Source organism: Burkholderia sp. S171, assembly GCF_009766085.1.
Classification (GTDB): domain Bacteria; phylum Pseudomonadota; class Gammaproteobacteria; order Burkholderiales; family Burkholderiaceae; genus Caballeronia.
In genome coordinates, this window is sequence record NZ_LMUF01000010.1 from 397,207 (window position 1) to 412,484 (window position 15,278).

Below are 15,278 nucleotides of genomic sequence, written 5' to 3' on the forward strand. Positions count from 1 at the left end.
GATGGAAGTGTGAGGAAGGCTGACCGACAGTAGGGTTCAGTTCGGTCAGTTCGGCTCGATTGCTTGAAAGTGCCGTCAGATTACAGGTTCTCGACAAAAACGGCGGTTGCAGGGCTTGCAACAACCGTCCGAAGATGCATTGCCGGCGGTGGACGGCGTTCCTGCCTTCGAAACGTTGGGGAACCGTAAATCGTTACGCGTCAATGAGTTGGCCGGTGCTCACGCATGTTGTCCACATGGCTATCCACAAAAAATGTGGATAAGTCGCGCCCCTGATTTTAGACGGTGGCGCGTGTCAATTGATTCGTTGAGTCTCCGTGGGCAGGTCCTCGGCGTTCGACCTGCGGCCTCGCGACGGTCACGGGCAGCTCACCCCGCACAAAAAAGGGCGCGGCCAGTTACGCGGCCGCGCCCTTAGTAGCCCATCAACTTAAACTCAGGAGATGAATTCCGTGTTCAGCGTGATCTTCGCGTTTCCAGCGAATAGCTTGGACACCGGGCAACCCTCTTTCGCCGCGTTGGCGAGCTTTTCGAACGTGGCTTTGTCGGTACCGGGAACCTTGCCTTTCAAGTCCAGATGGCAGGCAGTGATCGAGAACCCGTCGCCGTCCTTGTCTAGCGTCACGGTAGACTTCGTCTCGAGGCTTTCCGCCGTGAGCCCCGCCTGCGTGAGTTGCAGTGACAGCGCCATTGTGAAACAACCCGAATGCGCAGCGCCGATCAGCTCTTCGGGATTCGTTCCGGGACCGCCTTCGAAACGCGCTGCAAAACCATAGGGCGCGTCTTTCAAAACGCCGGTTTGCGTCGAAATGTAACCTTTACCGTCCTTGATGCCACCACTCCATTTGGCCGATGCTGTTTTTTGCACGAGTGTTCTCCAGAAAGTCAGGGTGGATATGCCGCGCGTACCGCCGCAGCATGGAATCGACTGCCAAGCCGGCTTGAAAATACGCCGCCGGCTTTGACGCGCCATCGGGTTGAGCGAAGCACACAGGATGCCCGAAAACACAGTGAGCAGGTTGCCGGACCCGTTTTCCGGCAACCACTCTGTTCAAGGAGGATAGATGGGTCCGCAAGTCGTTGAAGTTGTTGAAGATCGTGATTTGCCCGAGCGCGTCGATGTTGTCGTTATCGGCGGCGGCATTATTGGCGTGAGCACAGCTCTTTTTCTCGCCGAGAAAGGCGTTTCGGTAGCCGTCTGCGAAAAAGGCCATATTGCCGGTGAGCAATCCAGCCGCAACTGGGGCTGGTGCCGCGCGACGCATCGCGATTTGCGCGAGCTTGAACTCAGTCTGGAAAGCCTCAAGCTGTGGCGAGAGCTGGACCGTACGCTTGGTATCGATACGGGATTCCGGGAATGCGGCATCCTCTACGCCGCCGACGACCTCAAGGCCCTCGCCGATCACGAAAGCTGGCTGGCGCGCGCCGTTAGCTTGGTGGGCCGCGAGGGTATCGACTCACGCATCACATCCAGCGACGAAACCGCCGCGCTGATGTTGGGCACCGCGCGCAAATTTCCCGGCGGCATCTACACACCCTCCGATGGTCGCGCGGAACCACAGCGCGCGGCACCGGCCATTGCCCACGCGCTGCGAGCCAAGGGCGTGAAGGTTTTAACGCCGTGTGCGGTGCGGGGTATCGAAACGAGCGCGGGTGCGATCAGTGGCGTCGTGACCGAATACGGTCCGATCCGCTGCTCGAGTGTGGTGGTGGCAGGCGGTGCGTGGACACGCTTGTTCGCGGGCAGCGTTGGCGTTGAACTGCCGCAGCTGAGTGTGAGGTCGTCGGTGCTGCGCACGGAACCGGTCAGCGGTGGGCCTGAAGTCAGTGCGTGCAACCAGACAGTCGGATACCGCAAGCGGCTGGATGGCGGCTACACGATCGCGAATGCGTTCCGCAGCCTGGCCGAGATTACGCCCGACAGCTTCCGGCTATTCAGCCAATACCTCCCGGCGCTGAAAAGCCAGTTCAGGTCGATGGACTTCACATTCGGCGAGCGGTTTTTTGAAGAGCTACGCCGGCCTCGGACATGGCAGCTCGATCAGCCTACTGTCTTCGAAACCGTTCGCACGCTCGATCCGGCGCCGACCCAAAAATTCAACGATGTCGCCATCGACGCTTTCCGAGCGCTCTTTCCGGGGCTTGGGAACGTGAAAGTGGCGCAGGCATGGGCGGGTTATATCGACGTCACGCCGGATGCGGTGCCGGTAATTTCGGCCGCGCAACAGGTTCCGGGAATGTTTATCGCCACGGGATTTTCGGGTCACGGTTTCGGGATCGGGCCGGGTGCCGGGAAGCTGATGGCCGATATGGTCGCGAACGATAAACCGCTGATGGACCCGCAAGCGTTCCGGCTAAGCCGCTTTAGCGACGGCACGAAGATCGAACTGGACGGTGGGTTTTAAGCGCGAAAAACAGAGGAATGCAGAATTTTACGGAGGGTGTTTCTGGCTTTTGTCACTGCCGGCCAGCTCCGAGCGGTCGCTCAGAGCTGCTTTTCCCACTTACTTGCCCGAGATTACCCGGCGTGCTTCGATTTCTGCGAGTTCAAGCGCAGCCTGCTCGGTTTTGACCGGACGTCCACATCCGCGTCCAATTGTCTGGCCAATGGGCCCGTTTACGTGTTCCGTAACAACGCGGATATAGCCCTTGAACATTGCGCCCGGTGCCGGCATTACGAGTGCCTCAACGGTCTTATTACCCTTCGTTTCTTTGAATGCCATTGCGGCCCCCTGTTTAATAGTGGGCGGATCCTATCACGAACGAGCGTCCTACCCCTTTCGGTCGTGCCGTGTTGCACGCACTGCTCGACGGCAAGACAGCGCAGACGGGTCGCAGAAACCCCGTCGCTCTACCGCGATAGCCGGGTAAAGTGCGGACGCGGCTAAAGCCCAATGTCGGGTAGAATTTTGGACTAATTTTGAACGAGCCTTATATGACAAGCTCCAAGCTGTACCTCGACGTGTGGTCCGATTTCGTGTGCCCTTTCTGCTATCTGGAAGTGCCGGTCATCGACCAGTTCAAGCAGACCTATGGCGACGCCGTCGAAGTCCGCTGGCACGCGTTCGAACTGCGTCCCGAACCCGCTTCCGCGATCGATCCGGATAGCGACACCCTGCATGAAACCTGGGAAAACTCGGTCTACCCGATCGCTATCGAACGCGGTTTGTTGCTACGCCTGCCGCCGGTTCAACCGCATAGCCGCAAGGCGTTCGAGACCGCGTTTTTCGCGCGCGAATCGGGTCGTTTCGACGTGGTGCATCGTGCGATCTTCAAGGCGTATTTCGAGGACGGCATCGATATCGGCGACACCGATGCGCTGCTGGATATTGCCGCCACGTGCGGCATCGATCCGGAATCGCTGGAAGAAGCGTTGCTCGGCGATGAACTCACCGACGCGGTGATCGAAGACGAAGAATTTGCGAAGAAGCTCGGCGTAACGGGCGTGCCGTTCGTCGTGCTGTCGCGTGACGGTGTGGGCAATGAGGAACCGCCGCCGCCCATTGCGTTACGCGGCGCGGCGCCCATCGAGCATTTTGAAGCAGCGCTCGGACGACTGTTCCCAGAGGGGTTTTCGGCCGCTTGAACGCGCTCTTCGAGATGCTTTAACGACTCGAATCAGGACACCGCCCCCGTCGCTACGTCGTGAGCGGCGGCCGCCGTGGATCCCGTCAACACGCCTTCTATTGCTTCCAGCACCGACGCGACATTGGGCGGCGCACCCTGGTCCCCGACAGCAACCGAATGCGTCGACGCACCAATGCCGAAATGCTCGCGCGACGTTGCCGTAAAAATCATCACCGTGGGCCGGCCCAGCGCATACGCCAGGTGGACCAACCCCGTATCCATGCCCACAACCAGCGCCGACGCCTCGATGCAATGCGCGCATTCGGTCACGGTCAGCTTCGGCAAAACGATTGCACCCGGCACGAGCGCCGCAATCTGCTCGCCCTCCCGGCGTTCGCCTTCAGTACCCCACGGCAACGCGATCCGATAACCCCGCGCCGTTAGCGAACGCCCCGTCTCGGCCCATCGGTCGATCGGCCATTTCTTTTCATCGGCGGAAGTGGCGTGGAACAGCATGGCGATGGGCGCGCCTTGAGGAAGCTGCAGCGGCGTAGCCAGCGGCGGCAGGCGAAGATTGAAGCCGGGGGTTTCATCGAAGGAATAACCCAGCGCGTCAGCCACGCTCACGCGCATGCCGCGCCATGCGTCCGTTTTCGGCCGCGGCCCGAAGCGTTTGTTGTACGCAAACGCCGCACCGAGTTCGCCCAGATCCTTGTTCTTGTAGCCATAACGCCGCCGCCCGCGAGCCAGGAACGCGATGATCGCGCTCTTGTACACGCCATGGATATCGAGGATCACGTCGTATTTCTCGGCCCGCAGTTCTCCGATAGACGCGGCAATGTCTTTCAAATCCGCCCAGCTTCGTGCTTTCTTGAACTTGCGCAGCGGCGCGCTCAACACGCGGTCAACCGCTGGATTCCAACGAATGATGTCGGCGAAGGCCGCGTCTGCCGCCCAGTCGATCTTGGCGGACGGAAATGCACGGCGAAGATCGGAGACCACGGGCTGCGTCTCGACGATATCGCCCAATGATGTCACCTTGACAATCAGGATTCGCTTCATGGGGATGCTATGGGACCTTTAATTCGCCGGTGCACGGTTTCAGGCGAGAACGCATGAAACCGTGCACCGGTCGGCTGGATCGCTTGACCGGTCGCGCTTTCGGCAGTTCGAAAGCGGTTCGGGTCATGATCGATTCGAAAGCCGGAATTCTATAAATTGGCGTAAAGCCGCGCTGTCAGGATTGGTAAGTTCTGCGGCGCGCGTTCTGCCCGAATTATCCGTCGAAATAACGGTCTTCACTACTATTTCACGGTCTTGCCCGAACAAAGCGCCTGACGTGCAGGCGCCTTGGCATTGAAAATTGCGTCGTGCGGTGCCCAGAAAGAGGACACGCTCAGAGCGTTTTGGCGCCAAAGGTGTCGCACTGCCCCAGATCGCCCGTCGCCAATCCGCGATTCAACCAGCGCTGCCGCTGCGCGCTCGTGCCGTGCGTAAACGCTTCCGGAACCACGCGTCCTTGCGTCTCCTTCTGCAGCCGGTCATCACCTATTGCGCCCGCCGCGTTCAGCCCTTCCTGGAAGTCACCGGGTTCGATCAGCTTCGCGTTGTTCTTCTGGGCCACGTTCGCCCAAACACCCGCGAAACAATCCGCCTGCAGCTCGACCCGCACCGACAACTGGTTGGCCTGTTCCCGCGACATCCGTTGCCGGGCAGCATCGACTTTATTCATGATGCCCAGCACGTTCTGCACATGGTGGCCGACTTCGTGCGCAATCACATACGCCTGCGCAAAATCTCCGCCCGCGCCGAAGCGGTCGCGCAACTCCCGATAGAACGACAAATCGATATACACCGTCCGGTCGTTCGGGCAGTAGAACGGCCCCATGGCTGACTGACCGGTTCCGCACGCCGTCGCGGTGCCGCCGGTGAAGAGGACGAGCTTGGGCGCCGGGTAATCCTGGTTGTAGCGGGTCCGGAAAATCTGCTGCCACGTGCGCTCGGTGTTGCCGAGCACCCGGCGCACGAACACTGCGCCTTGATCGTTCGCGCTTGCTTGCGGCTGAGCGCGCAGGTCCATCTGCCGTTGCTGCGTCTGTGGCTGGCTGTATGAACCACTCTGTCCGGTCGACCCGCCGCTCAAGATCAGCATGGGATCGATGCCGAAAAAATAGGCGGCCGCCAGCGCCACGACGATCGTGCCGATACCAATCGAGCGCCCTCCGCCGATGCGAAATCCTCCGCCCCCGCTTCCTCCGGCGCCACGCCGGTCTTCCACATTGCGGCTCTCGGCTTCGTCATCAAGACGCATGGTTTTTCTCCCGTCGCGGTGTTGGGTTGGCTTCGCTGCAGGCCGGTTATCTCGACCAGAAAATGCCTGCGATGCTGTTCCGACATGGTACCCGGCGTATGGCGACGCACCACCGGAGAATCGCGCTGATCACGTCGTCACACGTTCCGCGCCAAAACGCGCCCTATCTCGCCTCCACATGACGAACGTTCTTTGACGCAGTGCGGTCGATTGTCGCGGAATTAGCAAACTAGCAATTTCGTCCGCCTACACAATGTCTCAGAAAAATTATTTGTAAACAGCGAGTTACAGATCATTCATCTCAAAAATTGCGACATTTCCGCACATTATCGCCTCCTGCCGCGCCGCACCATTCATCTCAAAAACTGGCTTACAGTCACTTCCGTCGTACTTAGTCCAACCAACCAGCGCCCGCCCGCGAGCTCGTTTCGAGTGCGCCCGCGATGGCTGCACAACCTGCCATGCATGCCACTCAGCAAGCGCTCGATCTAGCGCGTATCCAGTTCGCTTTTACGGTTTCTTTCCACATCGTTTTCCCGGCGCTGAGCATCGGGCTGGCGAGTTTTATCGCGGTGCTCGAAGGCATGTGGCTCAAAACCGGTAAGCCCGTCTACAAGGAGTTATGCCTGTTCTGGTCCAAGGTGTTCGCCGTGGCGTTCGGCATGGGCGTGGTGTCCGGTGTCGTGATGAGCTACGAATTCGGCACCAACTGGGGCGGCTTTTCAAGCTTCGCCGGCCCGATCACCGGCCCCCTGCTCGCCTATGAAGTGATGACCGCGTTTTTCCTGGAAGCAGGATTCCTCGGCATCATGCTGTTCGGCTGGAACAAGGTCGGACCAAAAGCGCACTTCGGCGCCACGCTGATGGTCGCTATCGGCACGCTGATCTCGACCTTCTGGATTCTTGCATCGAATAGCTGGATGCAGACGCCGCAGGGGTTTCGTATCGAAGGCGATCATGTCGTGCCGGTGAGCTGGTTCAAGATCATTTTCAACCCGTCGTTTCCGTACCGGCTGTCGCATATGGCGATCGCGGCGTTCATTGTCGCGGCGCTCGTGGTGGCGGCTTGCGCGGCGTATCACTTGCTCAAGGGCCGCAAGGATCCCGCCATCAAGAAGATGTTTTCGATGTCGCTCTGGCTGCTGCTGGTGCTCACCCCGCTTCAGGCCATGGTCGGCGACCAGCACGGACTTAACACGCGCGAATATCAACCGGCGAAGATCGCGGCTATTGAAGGCCTGTGGGACACCGAGAAAGGCGGCACGGCGCTGAACCTCTTCGGCATCCCGGACATGGAAGCCGAAACCACGAAGTACGCCGTGTCCGTTCCGCACTTGGGCAGCCTGATCCTGACACATAGTTGGGACGGCGAAATTCGCGGCCTCAAGTCGTTTCCGAAAGAGGATCGGCCGAACTCGACCATCGTGTTCTGGAGCTTCCGGATCATGGCCGGACTCGGTGTACTGATGATCCTGATGAGCGTCGCCGGCTTCGTACTGCGAAGGAAAAACAAGCTGTTCGAATCGAAGATGTTTCAGCGCTTCGTGCTCGTGATGGGCCCGTCCGGCTTTATCTCGCTGCTCGCCGGCTGGGTGACGACCGAAGCAGGACGGCAACCCTGGGTTGTCTACGGCGTGATGCGCACGGCGCAGGCTGTGTCGCCTGTCACCGCACAGCAAGTGGGCGTGACGCTGCTGATTTTCGTCATCGTTTATACGCTTGTGTTCGGTACCGGCATCTACTACCTGCTCAAGCTCCTTAGAACCGGTCCCGCATTGCCCGGCACCATCACTCACGCACCGCGCATGGACGACGACAACCATACTGCGCGCCGGCCGCTGTCCGCCGTGACGCATTCAATCGAAGGAGCCTGACATGGACCTGTCCCTCACGTGGGCCGCGATCATCGCACTGGGCGTGCTGATGTATGTCGTACTCGATGGCTTCGATCTCGGCATCGGCATCCTGTTTCCGTTCTTCCCCGAAGAGCGTGATCGCGACGTCATGATGAACACCGTCGCACCGGTTTGGGACGGCAACGAAACCTGGCTCGTGCTGGGCGGCGCCGGCCTGTTCGCCGCGTTCCCCATGATCTATTCGACCGTGCTGTCCGGGCTTTATCTGCCGTTGATGTTCATGCTGGTCTGCCTGATCTTTCGCGGCGTCACGTTCGAAATCCGCTCGAAGGCGACGCGCACGAAGCACATGTGGGATCTTGCGTTTATCGGCGGATCGACGGGTGCGACGTTTTTCCAGGGCGTAACGCTTGGCGCATTTCTCAATGGCATTCCAGTCACGGACGGCCGTTTTTCCGGCGATGCCTTCACGTGGTTCACGCCCTTCAGCATGTTCACCGGACTCGCGCTGGTGGTCACCTATGCGCTGCTGGGTTGCTGTTGGTTGATCGCGAAAACGGAGGGTGATTTGCAGCGCAGGTTTTATCGGATCGTGTGGCCGCTGACGCTGCTGCAACTTGGGACCATTGCGGTCGTCAGTATCTGGACACCGCTGCAGGACGCGGGCATTGCGACGCGCTGGTTCGATACCCCGTGGTTCTATCGATTCCTGCCGGTGCCTGTGCTCGTGATCGCCTGCGCATGGCTGATGCGCCGGTCCATTCGTTCACGGCACGAAACGCGGCCGTTCATGATGGCGCTGGCGTTCGTGCTGCTCGGTTATAGCGGCCTGGTGGCGAGCATTTCGCCCCATGCCATCTTCCCCGGCGTGTCCCTCTGGGAACTCGCGGCTCCGCATTCGAGCCAGATGTTCACGCTCGTTGGCGCGGCGGTGATCTTGCCCGTGATCATCGCTTATACGACGCTGGGTTACTGGGTTTTTCGCGGGAAGGTGCGCCATGGCGAACATCACTATCACTGAGACCGAGGCTGAAACCGATACCAACCGCCGCAAGGGTTCGCGGCTCAAGAGCACGGTGTGGTTCGTGGCGCTCTGGTGTGTCGGCGTGGGCGGCGCGATGCTGCTGGCGCTGCCGTTCAAGCTGCTGATCCAGGCGGCTACGCGTTAGTGGTGGCGGCGGCTGTCGGGTACGCGCATCCACTGCAATAAACAACTGACGCTCACGAAAAAGAGGCCGGTTTCAACTCGCATTGAAACCGGCCTCTCGTGTTTTGGACGCCACAAATTACGTCACCCGTGGCTAGAACCCCAGCGCCACCGCAAGCAGCCCCGCGACGACCCCGAACCCGATTACCGCAACAGCCACGAACGTCAGTACGCGCGGCGGAAAAGAACGGCCGAGCATGGCAACCGACGGCAAGCTGACCGGCGGCAGCGTCATCAGCAACGCGCCTGCCGGACCGACCGACATGCCGAGCGACAGCATGGCCTGGATGATCGGCACTTCACCGGCTGTCGGGATCACGAACAACGTGCCGGCGATAGCGAGACCGACAATCCACAGCACGCTATTGTCGATATTCGGACCGATATGCGGAAACAACCACGCCCTCGCCGCGCCGAGCACCAGCACGAGCACGATGTATTCGGGTACAAGCCGGATCGTCATGCGTCCGAGAATGCGAACCCAGCGCGTGAACGCGGTCCCCGGATCTTCCTCGGTCACCAGTTTCGCCATTACGCTGCGTGACGCTTCGGCTTCCTTCGGCGTCACCATCCGGTTCACGGCGTACCCCAGACCGAAAACCATCAGGATGCCCAGCGCGAGCCGCAGTCCCATCCATTGCCAGCCAAGCACGAAGCCCATGAAAATCAGCGTGGCCGGGTTCAGCACGGTGTTACCCAGCCAAAAAGCGATAGCCGCGCCCGGCGCCGCCTGACGCGCCCGCAGGCCCGCCACGACCGGTGCTGCGCAGCAGGTGCACATCATGCCCGGCAGCGACATCAGGCCACCGTTCACCACGCTGCCAAAGCCGCTCTTGCCGAGCGCGCGCGCCACCCATTGCGGCGGAATCAGCGCCTGCACCGCCGAGCCGAGCAGAAGCCCCAGGACCATTGCCTGCCAGATCGCCTTGCCATAGGCGATGGCATAGTCAAGCGCGGCATGCCACGACGGCGCGGGCGCGCTCGCGGCGGTGCCCATCAAGATTGATTTACCGATGGAATGCTGACTGGCCGCCACGAACGCGCGGTTGTAGTACGGAAACCATTTGACGTAGAACAGGCCGACGACCGCAATCAGCAGGAACGTGATCCAGCCGAGTGCGACGCGAGGTTGTCGAAGAGTGGATTGCATGGTCTTGTTTAGTTTGTATTGGAATGAAACGGCGTCAAGCCGACGCCACCGGCGGCTTTTCAGTCTTGGCCTGCTGCGTCGCGTCGAGTTGTGCCAGGAGCGCCCTTGCCTGCTCGATCACATCGGCGTCGTTCGGCCGGAACAGCATGTGCGTGGCGTGCGGCAGTTCGCTGAAATTCTGGTGGCTGCTTCGTGAATAGGCCGGATCGTAATGCAGGTCGATCAGTTCGCGAGCCAGCTCCGCCTGCCGCCCTTCGTCGATCAACGCATGCCAGCCGCTCACCCGCTCGCGGCTATGCAGTCCGATCAGCCGCGACAGTTGCTGCTTGAACGATTCCGGTTGGTCGAAAAGATGCGCGTAATCGTGCAGCAGGAACGTGGCGCGATCCTCGCGGCTTGCCTCGACCTCGACACACGCACCGCGGTGAAACGACTCCAGCAGCGCCAGGGGCAACGAGATCGTGCCGATCCGCCGGCTCTCCGCCTCGATGAACACCGGCCGGGCCGGATCGAAGCCGCGTAGCGCGCAGACCAGCAGCGTATCGAACCATTTCTGCGATGGCTGCGGCTCACCCGGCAACGCGCCGAGCAGCGAGCCGCGATGTGCCGCCAAATGTTCCAGATCCAGCGTCTGTGCACCCGCTTCGTGCAACGCATGCAGCAGACGCGTTTTGCCGCTGCCGGTGGGGCCTGTGAGCGCGATGTATTGAAACGTGGCGGGCAGATGGTCGAGCGTATCGAGCGTCACGCGCCGGTAGGTTTTATAGCCGCCTGCCAGTTGCCGTGCCTGCCAGCCGATCATGCTGAACACCGTGGTGACGGAACCGGAGCGGGTACCGCCGCGCCAGCAATAAATCAGCGGGCGCCAGTTGCGCGGCCGACCGGCAAAGGTCGTATCGAGATGCTGCGCGATATTGCGCGCGACCAGCGCAGCGCCCACGCGCGACGCTTCGAACGGCGACACCTGCTTGTACATCGTACCGACCCGCACCCGCTCCTCGTTGCTCAGCACGGGGGCGTTGATCGCGCCGGGAATGTGGTCGTCCGCGAATTCGAGCGGCGTGCGGACGTCGACAATCTCGTCGAAATCGGCCACGCGATCGAGGGAAACAAGCAGGTTTTTCAAGGTGCGCCGCGCGAAAGTGCCCGGATGGGGAGAGCCGGATTATCGCACGGGGGAAATAGGGTCGCGATGGGCGCTGCGCGCCTTCCCGCGCGGAGATCCGGCATGGCTCCATTCGAATTACCGGGTCCACATTTTTGGCGGTTGACTGTTTCGCCCCATACTTCGGGTTAACGTGTGGATTGGCGTGCATCGACCGCAGGCCCGGTCGTCGGCGAAGGGCGCGGCTCAACCTGCGCAAGACGCTGGCCGGATGCCGTAAGCGCTGGCCGGCCGGCGACCGCGCAATCAGTGCCTGGAGAAGCTTTGGAAAGGATCACGCGATGAGCTATAGCGAAACCATTGGTCTGCGGACTTACCGTTTCGACGACCTGAAGACGCTGCTGGCGAAAGCCAGCCCGCTGCGTTCCGGCGACCAGTTGGCCGGCGTGACGGCCCACACCGAAGAAGAACGCGTGGCGGCGAAGATGGCACTGGCGCAAGTGCCGCTGCGCACTTTCCTTAACGAAGCCGTCATTCCGTACGAGATTGACGAAGTCACGCGCCTGATCATCGATGATCATTCCTCTGAGGCATTTGCCGAGATTTCGCATCTCACCGTAGGCGATTTCCGCAACTGGCTGCTGGCAGACACCACCGACTCCGCCGCGCTGATCCGCGTGAGCGCGGGGCTGACACCGGAGATGGTCGCGGCCGTATCGAAGCTGATGCGCAACCAGGACCTGATCCTCGCCGCGAAAAAACGTCCGGTCATCACGCGTTTTCGCAACACGATCGGCTTGCCCGGACATATGTCGGTGCGCTTGCAGCCGAACCATCCGACCGACGATGTCAAGGGCATTGCCGCATCGATGCTCGACGGCCTCATGTACGGCTGCGGCGACGCGATGATCGGCATCAATCCGGCATCGGATTCGTTGAATGCGATCACGACGCTGCTCGTCATGATCGATGACTTCCGGCAACGCTACGAAGTCCCCACGCAATCATGCGTGCTCACGCATGTGACCAACACCATTGCCGCGATCGAAAAAGGCGCGCCGGTCGATCTCGTGTTCCAGTCGATAGCGGGCACCGAGAAAGCGAACAGCAGTTTTGGCGTCTCGCTGGCGCTGCTTCAGGAAGCGCATGAAGCGGGGTTGTCGCTGAAGCGCGGCACCGTTGGCAACGACCTGATGTATTTCGAAACCGGCCAGGGCAGCGAGTTGTCCGCCAATGCTCACCACGATGTCGATCAGCAAACCTGCGAAGTGCGCGGTTATGCAGTCGCGCGCAAGTTCAATCCGCTGCTGGTGAATACGGTGGTCGGGTTCATTGGCCCCGAGTATTTGTACGACGGCCGGCAAATCATTCGCGCCGGACTGGAAGATCACTTTTGCGGCAAGCTGCTTGGTGTGCCCATGGGCTGCGACATCTGCTACACGAATCACGCTGAAGCCGATCAGGACGACATGGACAACCTGCTCACGCTGCTCGGCGTCGCCAATGTCAATTTCATCATGGGCATTCCCGGCGCGGACGACGTCATGCTGAACTATCAAAGCACGTCATTCCACGACGCGCTGTATGTTCGCAATGTGCTCGGCTTGCGGCGCGCGCCAGAGTTCGAGGTGTGGCTTGAATCGATGCGAATTTCCGATCCGCGCGGCCGGTTATTAAACCCGTCCGCCACGCAACCGTTGCTTGAATGGATAGGCGCCTGATGGCTGATTTCGACGATCCCCCTTCTTCAGTCAGCACCAATCCGTGGGACGCGTTGCGCCGTTTTACCAACGCGCGCATTGCGCTCGGCCGGGCGGGCAGCAGCCTGCCGACAGCGCCTCTGCTTGCGTTTAATCTTTCGCATGCGCAAGCCCGCGACGCCGTGCATCAACCGCTCGATGTCGCCGCCCTGCATGCATCGTTGCGGGCAGCGGGTTTTGAAACGCTCGACGCCGAAAGCGCGGCCCCTGATCGCGATCATTATTTGCGGCGCCCGGATCTGGGCAGAAAACTGAACGATGAAAGCGCGGCGCGGTTGCGCGATTACGCGGCCGCAGCGCCTGCTGCGTTCGATATCGTGTTCGTCGTCGCCGATGGTTTGTCGGCCTACGCCGCCACAGGTCATGCGGTACCGCTGCTCGAACGGATGCGCACGAAGCTGGAGGGCGTTAGCATCGGTCCGATCGTCGTGGCCACGCAGGCGCGGGTCGCGCTGGGCGATGGTATCGGTGAAATTTTACGGGCTCGGATTGTGGTGATGCTGATTGGTGAACGGCCGGGTTTGAGTTCACCCGATAGTCTCGGCATCTACTTGACGTATGAGCCGCGCATCGGCAAAAGCGACGCGGAGCGCAACTGTATTTCAAACGTGCGGCCTGAAGGACTCGACTACGACGCAGCGGCGTTCAAGCTGCATTACCTGTTGACTGAAGCGACGCGACTGAAGCTCACGGGCGTCAAGCTCAAAGACGATAGCGATGCGTTGCTGCCATCGGCAAGCACGTCGGGCTCGGTGCTGGAAACCTAGATCGGGCACCATCGGCGCTGGCGGCGGCGTGGCGGTGCGATCCCATGCCGTTCGCGTTGGCCGCAGACGTTGGGTCGTCCTCGTGTTGTTCGCATCAGCTCTGCCGTGCAACAGTCGCCGGCATTACTGCAGGGGTCACCCCCGCCTGCATCTCACTGCCCGGCACGCAATGCGACTGCAGCGACAAATACCCGGGGTTATACGCCTTCGAATCTTTCTTCGGCAACGTATAAGCGATCCGGCATTGTTCGACCGGGCCATTGCCCCATTTCACCGTCAGCGCGCCCTGATCCTCAAGACCGCGCGCAAATATTCTGCTGTCCTGACCGACCACACCCACGCTCTTGCCTTGTTCGTCTTCCACACTCGCTCCAAAGGGTAACGCTCCACCACCCAGTTTCGGCGCCTGAATCAATGCCGCCCGTCCACTCACCGTCTCGTACTTCATCATCACTATAGAGCCTGCACGCGGCGCCACTTGCGCTGATGTCGATTTAAATTCGACATCGGTCGATGTGCCCTTCGGGTCAATATCCACAACATTCATGCTGTACGGCGACAAGTACGGAACCACCGCATAACCGCGCGAATCCACCTTCGTTCCCGGCGAACTCGTCACCATCGCACCGGCGGCTGCAGGCGCCTCAACGATGCCGATCGTGTCGCCCACCGTCTGCGATAACGTCACCCCGCCCGGATGCGCCACCACCGAACCCTGCACGCCGGCGGACACCTGACGCGTGCCCGCGCCACCACTCGCCGATGCATTCAACGTCGCATAAGGCGCACGATACGTCGCGCTCGCACCCGCGTTCGCATTGTTCTTCGCCGCGCTCCCGCCCGCGTTATACGTGCCGTATCCGTTGTACGAGAACTGGTTCGTTTCACCCAGCGAACCGCTCACGTTCGCTTGCGTGTTCGTCGCGCCATCGGACGTATGCGAGGCGTTCGTGGTCAGCATCGGCGCATGCGCCGTGTGGCCCAGCGGAATGGTCGTGCTCAGCATGAAGTCGTTCGATAACTGACCGTCCATCGAGCGCGTGCGCCCAGCCGTCAAACTGTACGTGCCGTACTTGAACCCGTTCGTGTAGCCGGCCTGGAACAGCGTGTCGGCGCCACCCCGGTTCCAGTAGTTCTGCGACGAGCCCGTCACGAACATCGTGCCGTGGTCGCCCAGCTTCTGGTTCACCGACACTTGCATGCGGTTACGCTGCCTGTAAATCGAGTTGATATCGCCACCGTGATCCGCGATATCGCGCACCGTCGCCGCATCGTTCAGGTTCAAGTACCCCGCCGTCGAGAAGCGATACGCCGCGACCGATACGTTCGTGTCGGTGGCCGCGATGAACTTGCTATACCCCACGCGCAAGCTCGTGCCGTGCATCGATTGCGCATTCGGGATGCTCGTGAACGCGCCCGTAACGTCCATCGAGAACGCGCCAACGCCCGTGTTCAACGCGCCGCCCACATTCATCGCGCCATATCCGCTCGATGCCACCACGCCACCATAAGCGGTGACGGTGTTGGTGAGACCACGCTGGATCGTGAACTGGGC

14 protein-coding genes are annotated in these 15,278 nt (G+C 60.8%); 7 read left to right on the top strand and 7 right to left on the bottom strand.

Annotation, left to right across the window (positions count from 1 at the left end; translation table 11 throughout):
- Nucleotides 1–436 precede the first annotated feature (436 nt).
- The gene (locus GSQ93_RS07505; RefSeq protein ID WP_158934982.1) at nucleotides 437–868 is read right to left on the bottom strand and encodes an OsmC family protein; all 432 of its coding nucleotides are present in this window, start codon (nucleotides 866–868) and stop codon (nucleotides 437–439) included.
- Between the two features lie 196 nt (nucleotides 869–1,064).
- On the opposite strand from GSQ93_RS07505, the gene GSQ93_RS07510 reads away from it, so the two are divergent.
- A complete protein-coding gene (locus tag GSQ93_RS07510) occupies nucleotides 1,065–2,405 on the top strand; it encodes an FAD-binding oxidoreductase (RefSeq protein WP_158934983.1) in 1,341 nt (446 codons plus the stop codon).
- 99 nt (nucleotides 2,406–2,504) lie between these two features.
- On the opposite strand, the gene GSQ93_RS07515 is transcribed toward GSQ93_RS07510, so the two are convergent.
- Nucleotides 2,505–2,723 (bottom strand): hypothetical protein, encoded by a 219-nt coding sequence (locus GSQ93_RS07515; protein WP_158934984.1) that lies wholly within the window; start codon nucleotides 2,721–2,723, stop codon nucleotides 2,505–2,507.
- Between the two features lie 212 nt (nucleotides 2,724–2,935).
- Between GSQ93_RS07515 and GSQ93_RS07520 the strand changes: the two genes are divergently transcribed.
- Nucleotides 2,936–3,586 carry a DsbA family protein gene (locus GSQ93_RS07520; protein WP_158934985.1) on the top strand — a complete coding sequence of 217 codons (651 nt, stop codon included), beginning with the start codon at nucleotides 2,936–2,938 and terminating at the stop codon, nucleotides 3,584–3,586.
- Nucleotides 3,587–3,618: 32 nt separating this feature from the next.
- Here GSQ93_RS07520 and waaC read toward each other — a convergent pair whose 3' ends face one another.
- Nucleotides 3,619–4,629, bottom strand: coding sequence for a lipopolysaccharide heptosyltransferase I (gene waaC / locus GSQ93_RS07525; RefSeq protein ID WP_158934986.1), 1,011 nt, complete (start codon nucleotides 4,627–4,629; stop codon nucleotides 3,619–3,621).
- Between the two features lie 334 nt (nucleotides 4,630–4,963).
- Nucleotides 4,964–5,878 (bottom strand): neutral zinc metallopeptidase, encoded by a 915-nt coding sequence (locus tag GSQ93_RS07530; RefSeq protein WP_158934987.1) that lies wholly within the window; start codon nucleotides 5,876–5,878, stop codon nucleotides 4,964–4,966.
- A gap of 461 nt (nucleotides 5,879–6,339) precedes the next feature.
- On the opposite strand from GSQ93_RS07530, the gene GSQ93_RS07535 reads away from it, so the two are divergent.
- The 3 genes from GSQ93_RS07535 to GSQ93_RS07545 are packed head-to-tail and all read left to right on the top strand — an operon-like array spanning nucleotide 6,340 to nucleotide 8,903.
- Nucleotides 6,340–7,752, top strand: a complete 1,413-nt coding sequence (locus tag GSQ93_RS07535) for a cytochrome ubiquinol oxidase subunit I (protein WP_158935023.1) — start codon at nucleotides 6,340–6,342, stop codon at nucleotides 7,750–7,752.
- A 1-nt stretch (nucleotide 7,753) separates the two neighbouring features.
- Nucleotides 7,754–8,755, top strand: coding sequence for a cytochrome d ubiquinol oxidase subunit II (gene cydB / locus GSQ93_RS07540; RefSeq protein WP_158934988.1), 1,002 nt, complete (start codon nucleotides 7,754–7,756; stop codon nucleotides 8,753–8,755).
- Nucleotides 8,733–8,903 carry a hypothetical protein gene (locus tag GSQ93_RS07545; RefSeq protein ID WP_158934989.1) on the top strand — a complete coding sequence of 57 codons (171 nt, stop codon included), beginning with the start codon at nucleotides 8,733–8,735 and terminating at the stop codon, nucleotides 8,901–8,903. The genes cydB and GSQ93_RS07545 overlap by 23 nt, the downstream gene beginning before the upstream one ends.
- Nucleotides 8,904–9,035: 132 nt before the next feature.
- On the opposite strand, the gene GSQ93_RS07550 is transcribed toward GSQ93_RS07545, so the two are convergent.
- Together GSQ93_RS07550 and mnmH are read right to left on the bottom strand one after the other, a co-directional pair.
- Nucleotides 9,036–10,091 carry a permease gene (locus GSQ93_RS07550; protein WP_158934990.1) on the bottom strand — a complete coding sequence of 352 codons (1,056 nt, stop codon included), beginning with the start codon at nucleotides 10,089–10,091 and terminating at the stop codon, nucleotides 9,036–9,038.
- 34 nt (nucleotides 10,092–10,125) lie between these two features.
- On the bottom strand, nucleotides 10,126–11,217 hold the full coding sequence (gene mnmH, locus GSQ93_RS07555) for a tRNA 2-selenouridine(34) synthase MnmH (RefSeq protein WP_158934991.1): 1,092 nt from the start codon (nucleotides 11,215–11,217) through the stop codon (nucleotides 10,126–10,128).
- A 320-nt stretch (nucleotides 11,218–11,537) separates the two neighbouring features.
- On the opposite strand from mnmH, the gene GSQ93_RS07560 reads away from it, so the two are divergent.
- Both GSQ93_RS07560 and eutC read left to right on the top strand, forming a co-directional pair.
- Nucleotides 11,538–12,917, top strand: a complete 1,380-nt coding sequence (locus tag GSQ93_RS07560) for an ethanolamine ammonia-lyase subunit EutB (RefSeq protein ID WP_158934992.1) — start codon at nucleotides 11,538–11,540, stop codon at nucleotides 12,915–12,917.
- Entirely contained in the window at nucleotides 12,917–13,723 is an 807-nt protein-coding gene (gene eutC / locus GSQ93_RS07565) for an ethanolamine ammonia-lyase subunit EutC (RefSeq protein WP_158934993.1), read from the top strand. Before GSQ93_RS07560 ends, eutC begins: the two co-directional genes overlap by 1 nt.
- A 94-nt stretch (nucleotides 13,724–13,817) precedes the next feature.
- Here the strand turns inward: eutC and GSQ93_RS07570 are convergent.
- Nucleotides 13,818–15,278 (bottom strand): fimbria/pilus outer membrane usher protein (locus GSQ93_RS07570; RefSeq protein ID WP_158935024.1); only part of this gene is annotated, 1,461 nt, incomplete at its 5' end.

Excerpts from the sequence above, each read along its gene's own strand:
- GSQ93_RS07515 (WP_158934984.1), bottom strand. The coding sequence starts at position 2,723 with ATGGCATTCAAAGAAACGAAGGGTAATAAGACCGTTGAGGCACTCGTA.
- GSQ93_RS07510 (WP_158934983.1), top strand. The coding sequence starts at position 1,065 with ATGGGTCCGCAAGTCGTTGAAGTTGTTGAAGATCGTGATTTGCCCGAG.
- GSQ93_RS07560 (WP_158934992.1), top strand. The coding sequence starts at position 11,538 with ATGAGCTATAGCGAAACCATTGGTCTGCGGACTTACCGTTTCGACGAC.
- eutC (WP_158934993.1), top strand. The coding sequence starts at position 12,917 with ATGGCTGATTTCGACGATCCCCCTTCTTCAGTCAGCACCAATCCGTGG.
- GSQ93_RS07520 (WP_158934985.1), top strand. The coding sequence starts at position 2,936 with ATGACAAGCTCCAAGCTGTACCTCGACGTGTGGTCCGATTTCGTGTGC.
- waaC (WP_158934986.1), bottom strand. The coding sequence starts at position 4,629 with ATGAAGCGAATCCTGATTGTCAAGGTGACATCATTGGGCGATATCGTC.
- cydB (WP_158934988.1), top strand. The coding sequence starts at position 7,754 with ATGGACCTGTCCCTCACGTGGGCCGCGATCATCGCACTGGGCGTGCTG.
- GSQ93_RS07530 (WP_158934987.1), bottom strand. The coding sequence starts at position 5,878 with ATGCGTCTTGATGACGAAGCCGAGAGCCGCAATGTGGAAGACCGGCGT.
- GSQ93_RS07550 (WP_158934990.1), bottom strand. The coding sequence starts at position 10,091 with ATGCAATCCACTCTTCGACAACCTCGCGTCGCACTCGGCTGGATCACG.
- GSQ93_RS07535 (WP_158935023.1), top strand. The coding sequence starts at position 6,340 with ATGCATGCCACTCAGCAAGCGCTCGATCTAGCGCGTATCCAGTTCGCT.
- GSQ93_RS07545 (WP_158934989.1), top strand. The coding sequence starts at position 8,733 with ATGGCGAACATCACTATCACTGAGACCGAGGCTGAAACCGATACCAAC.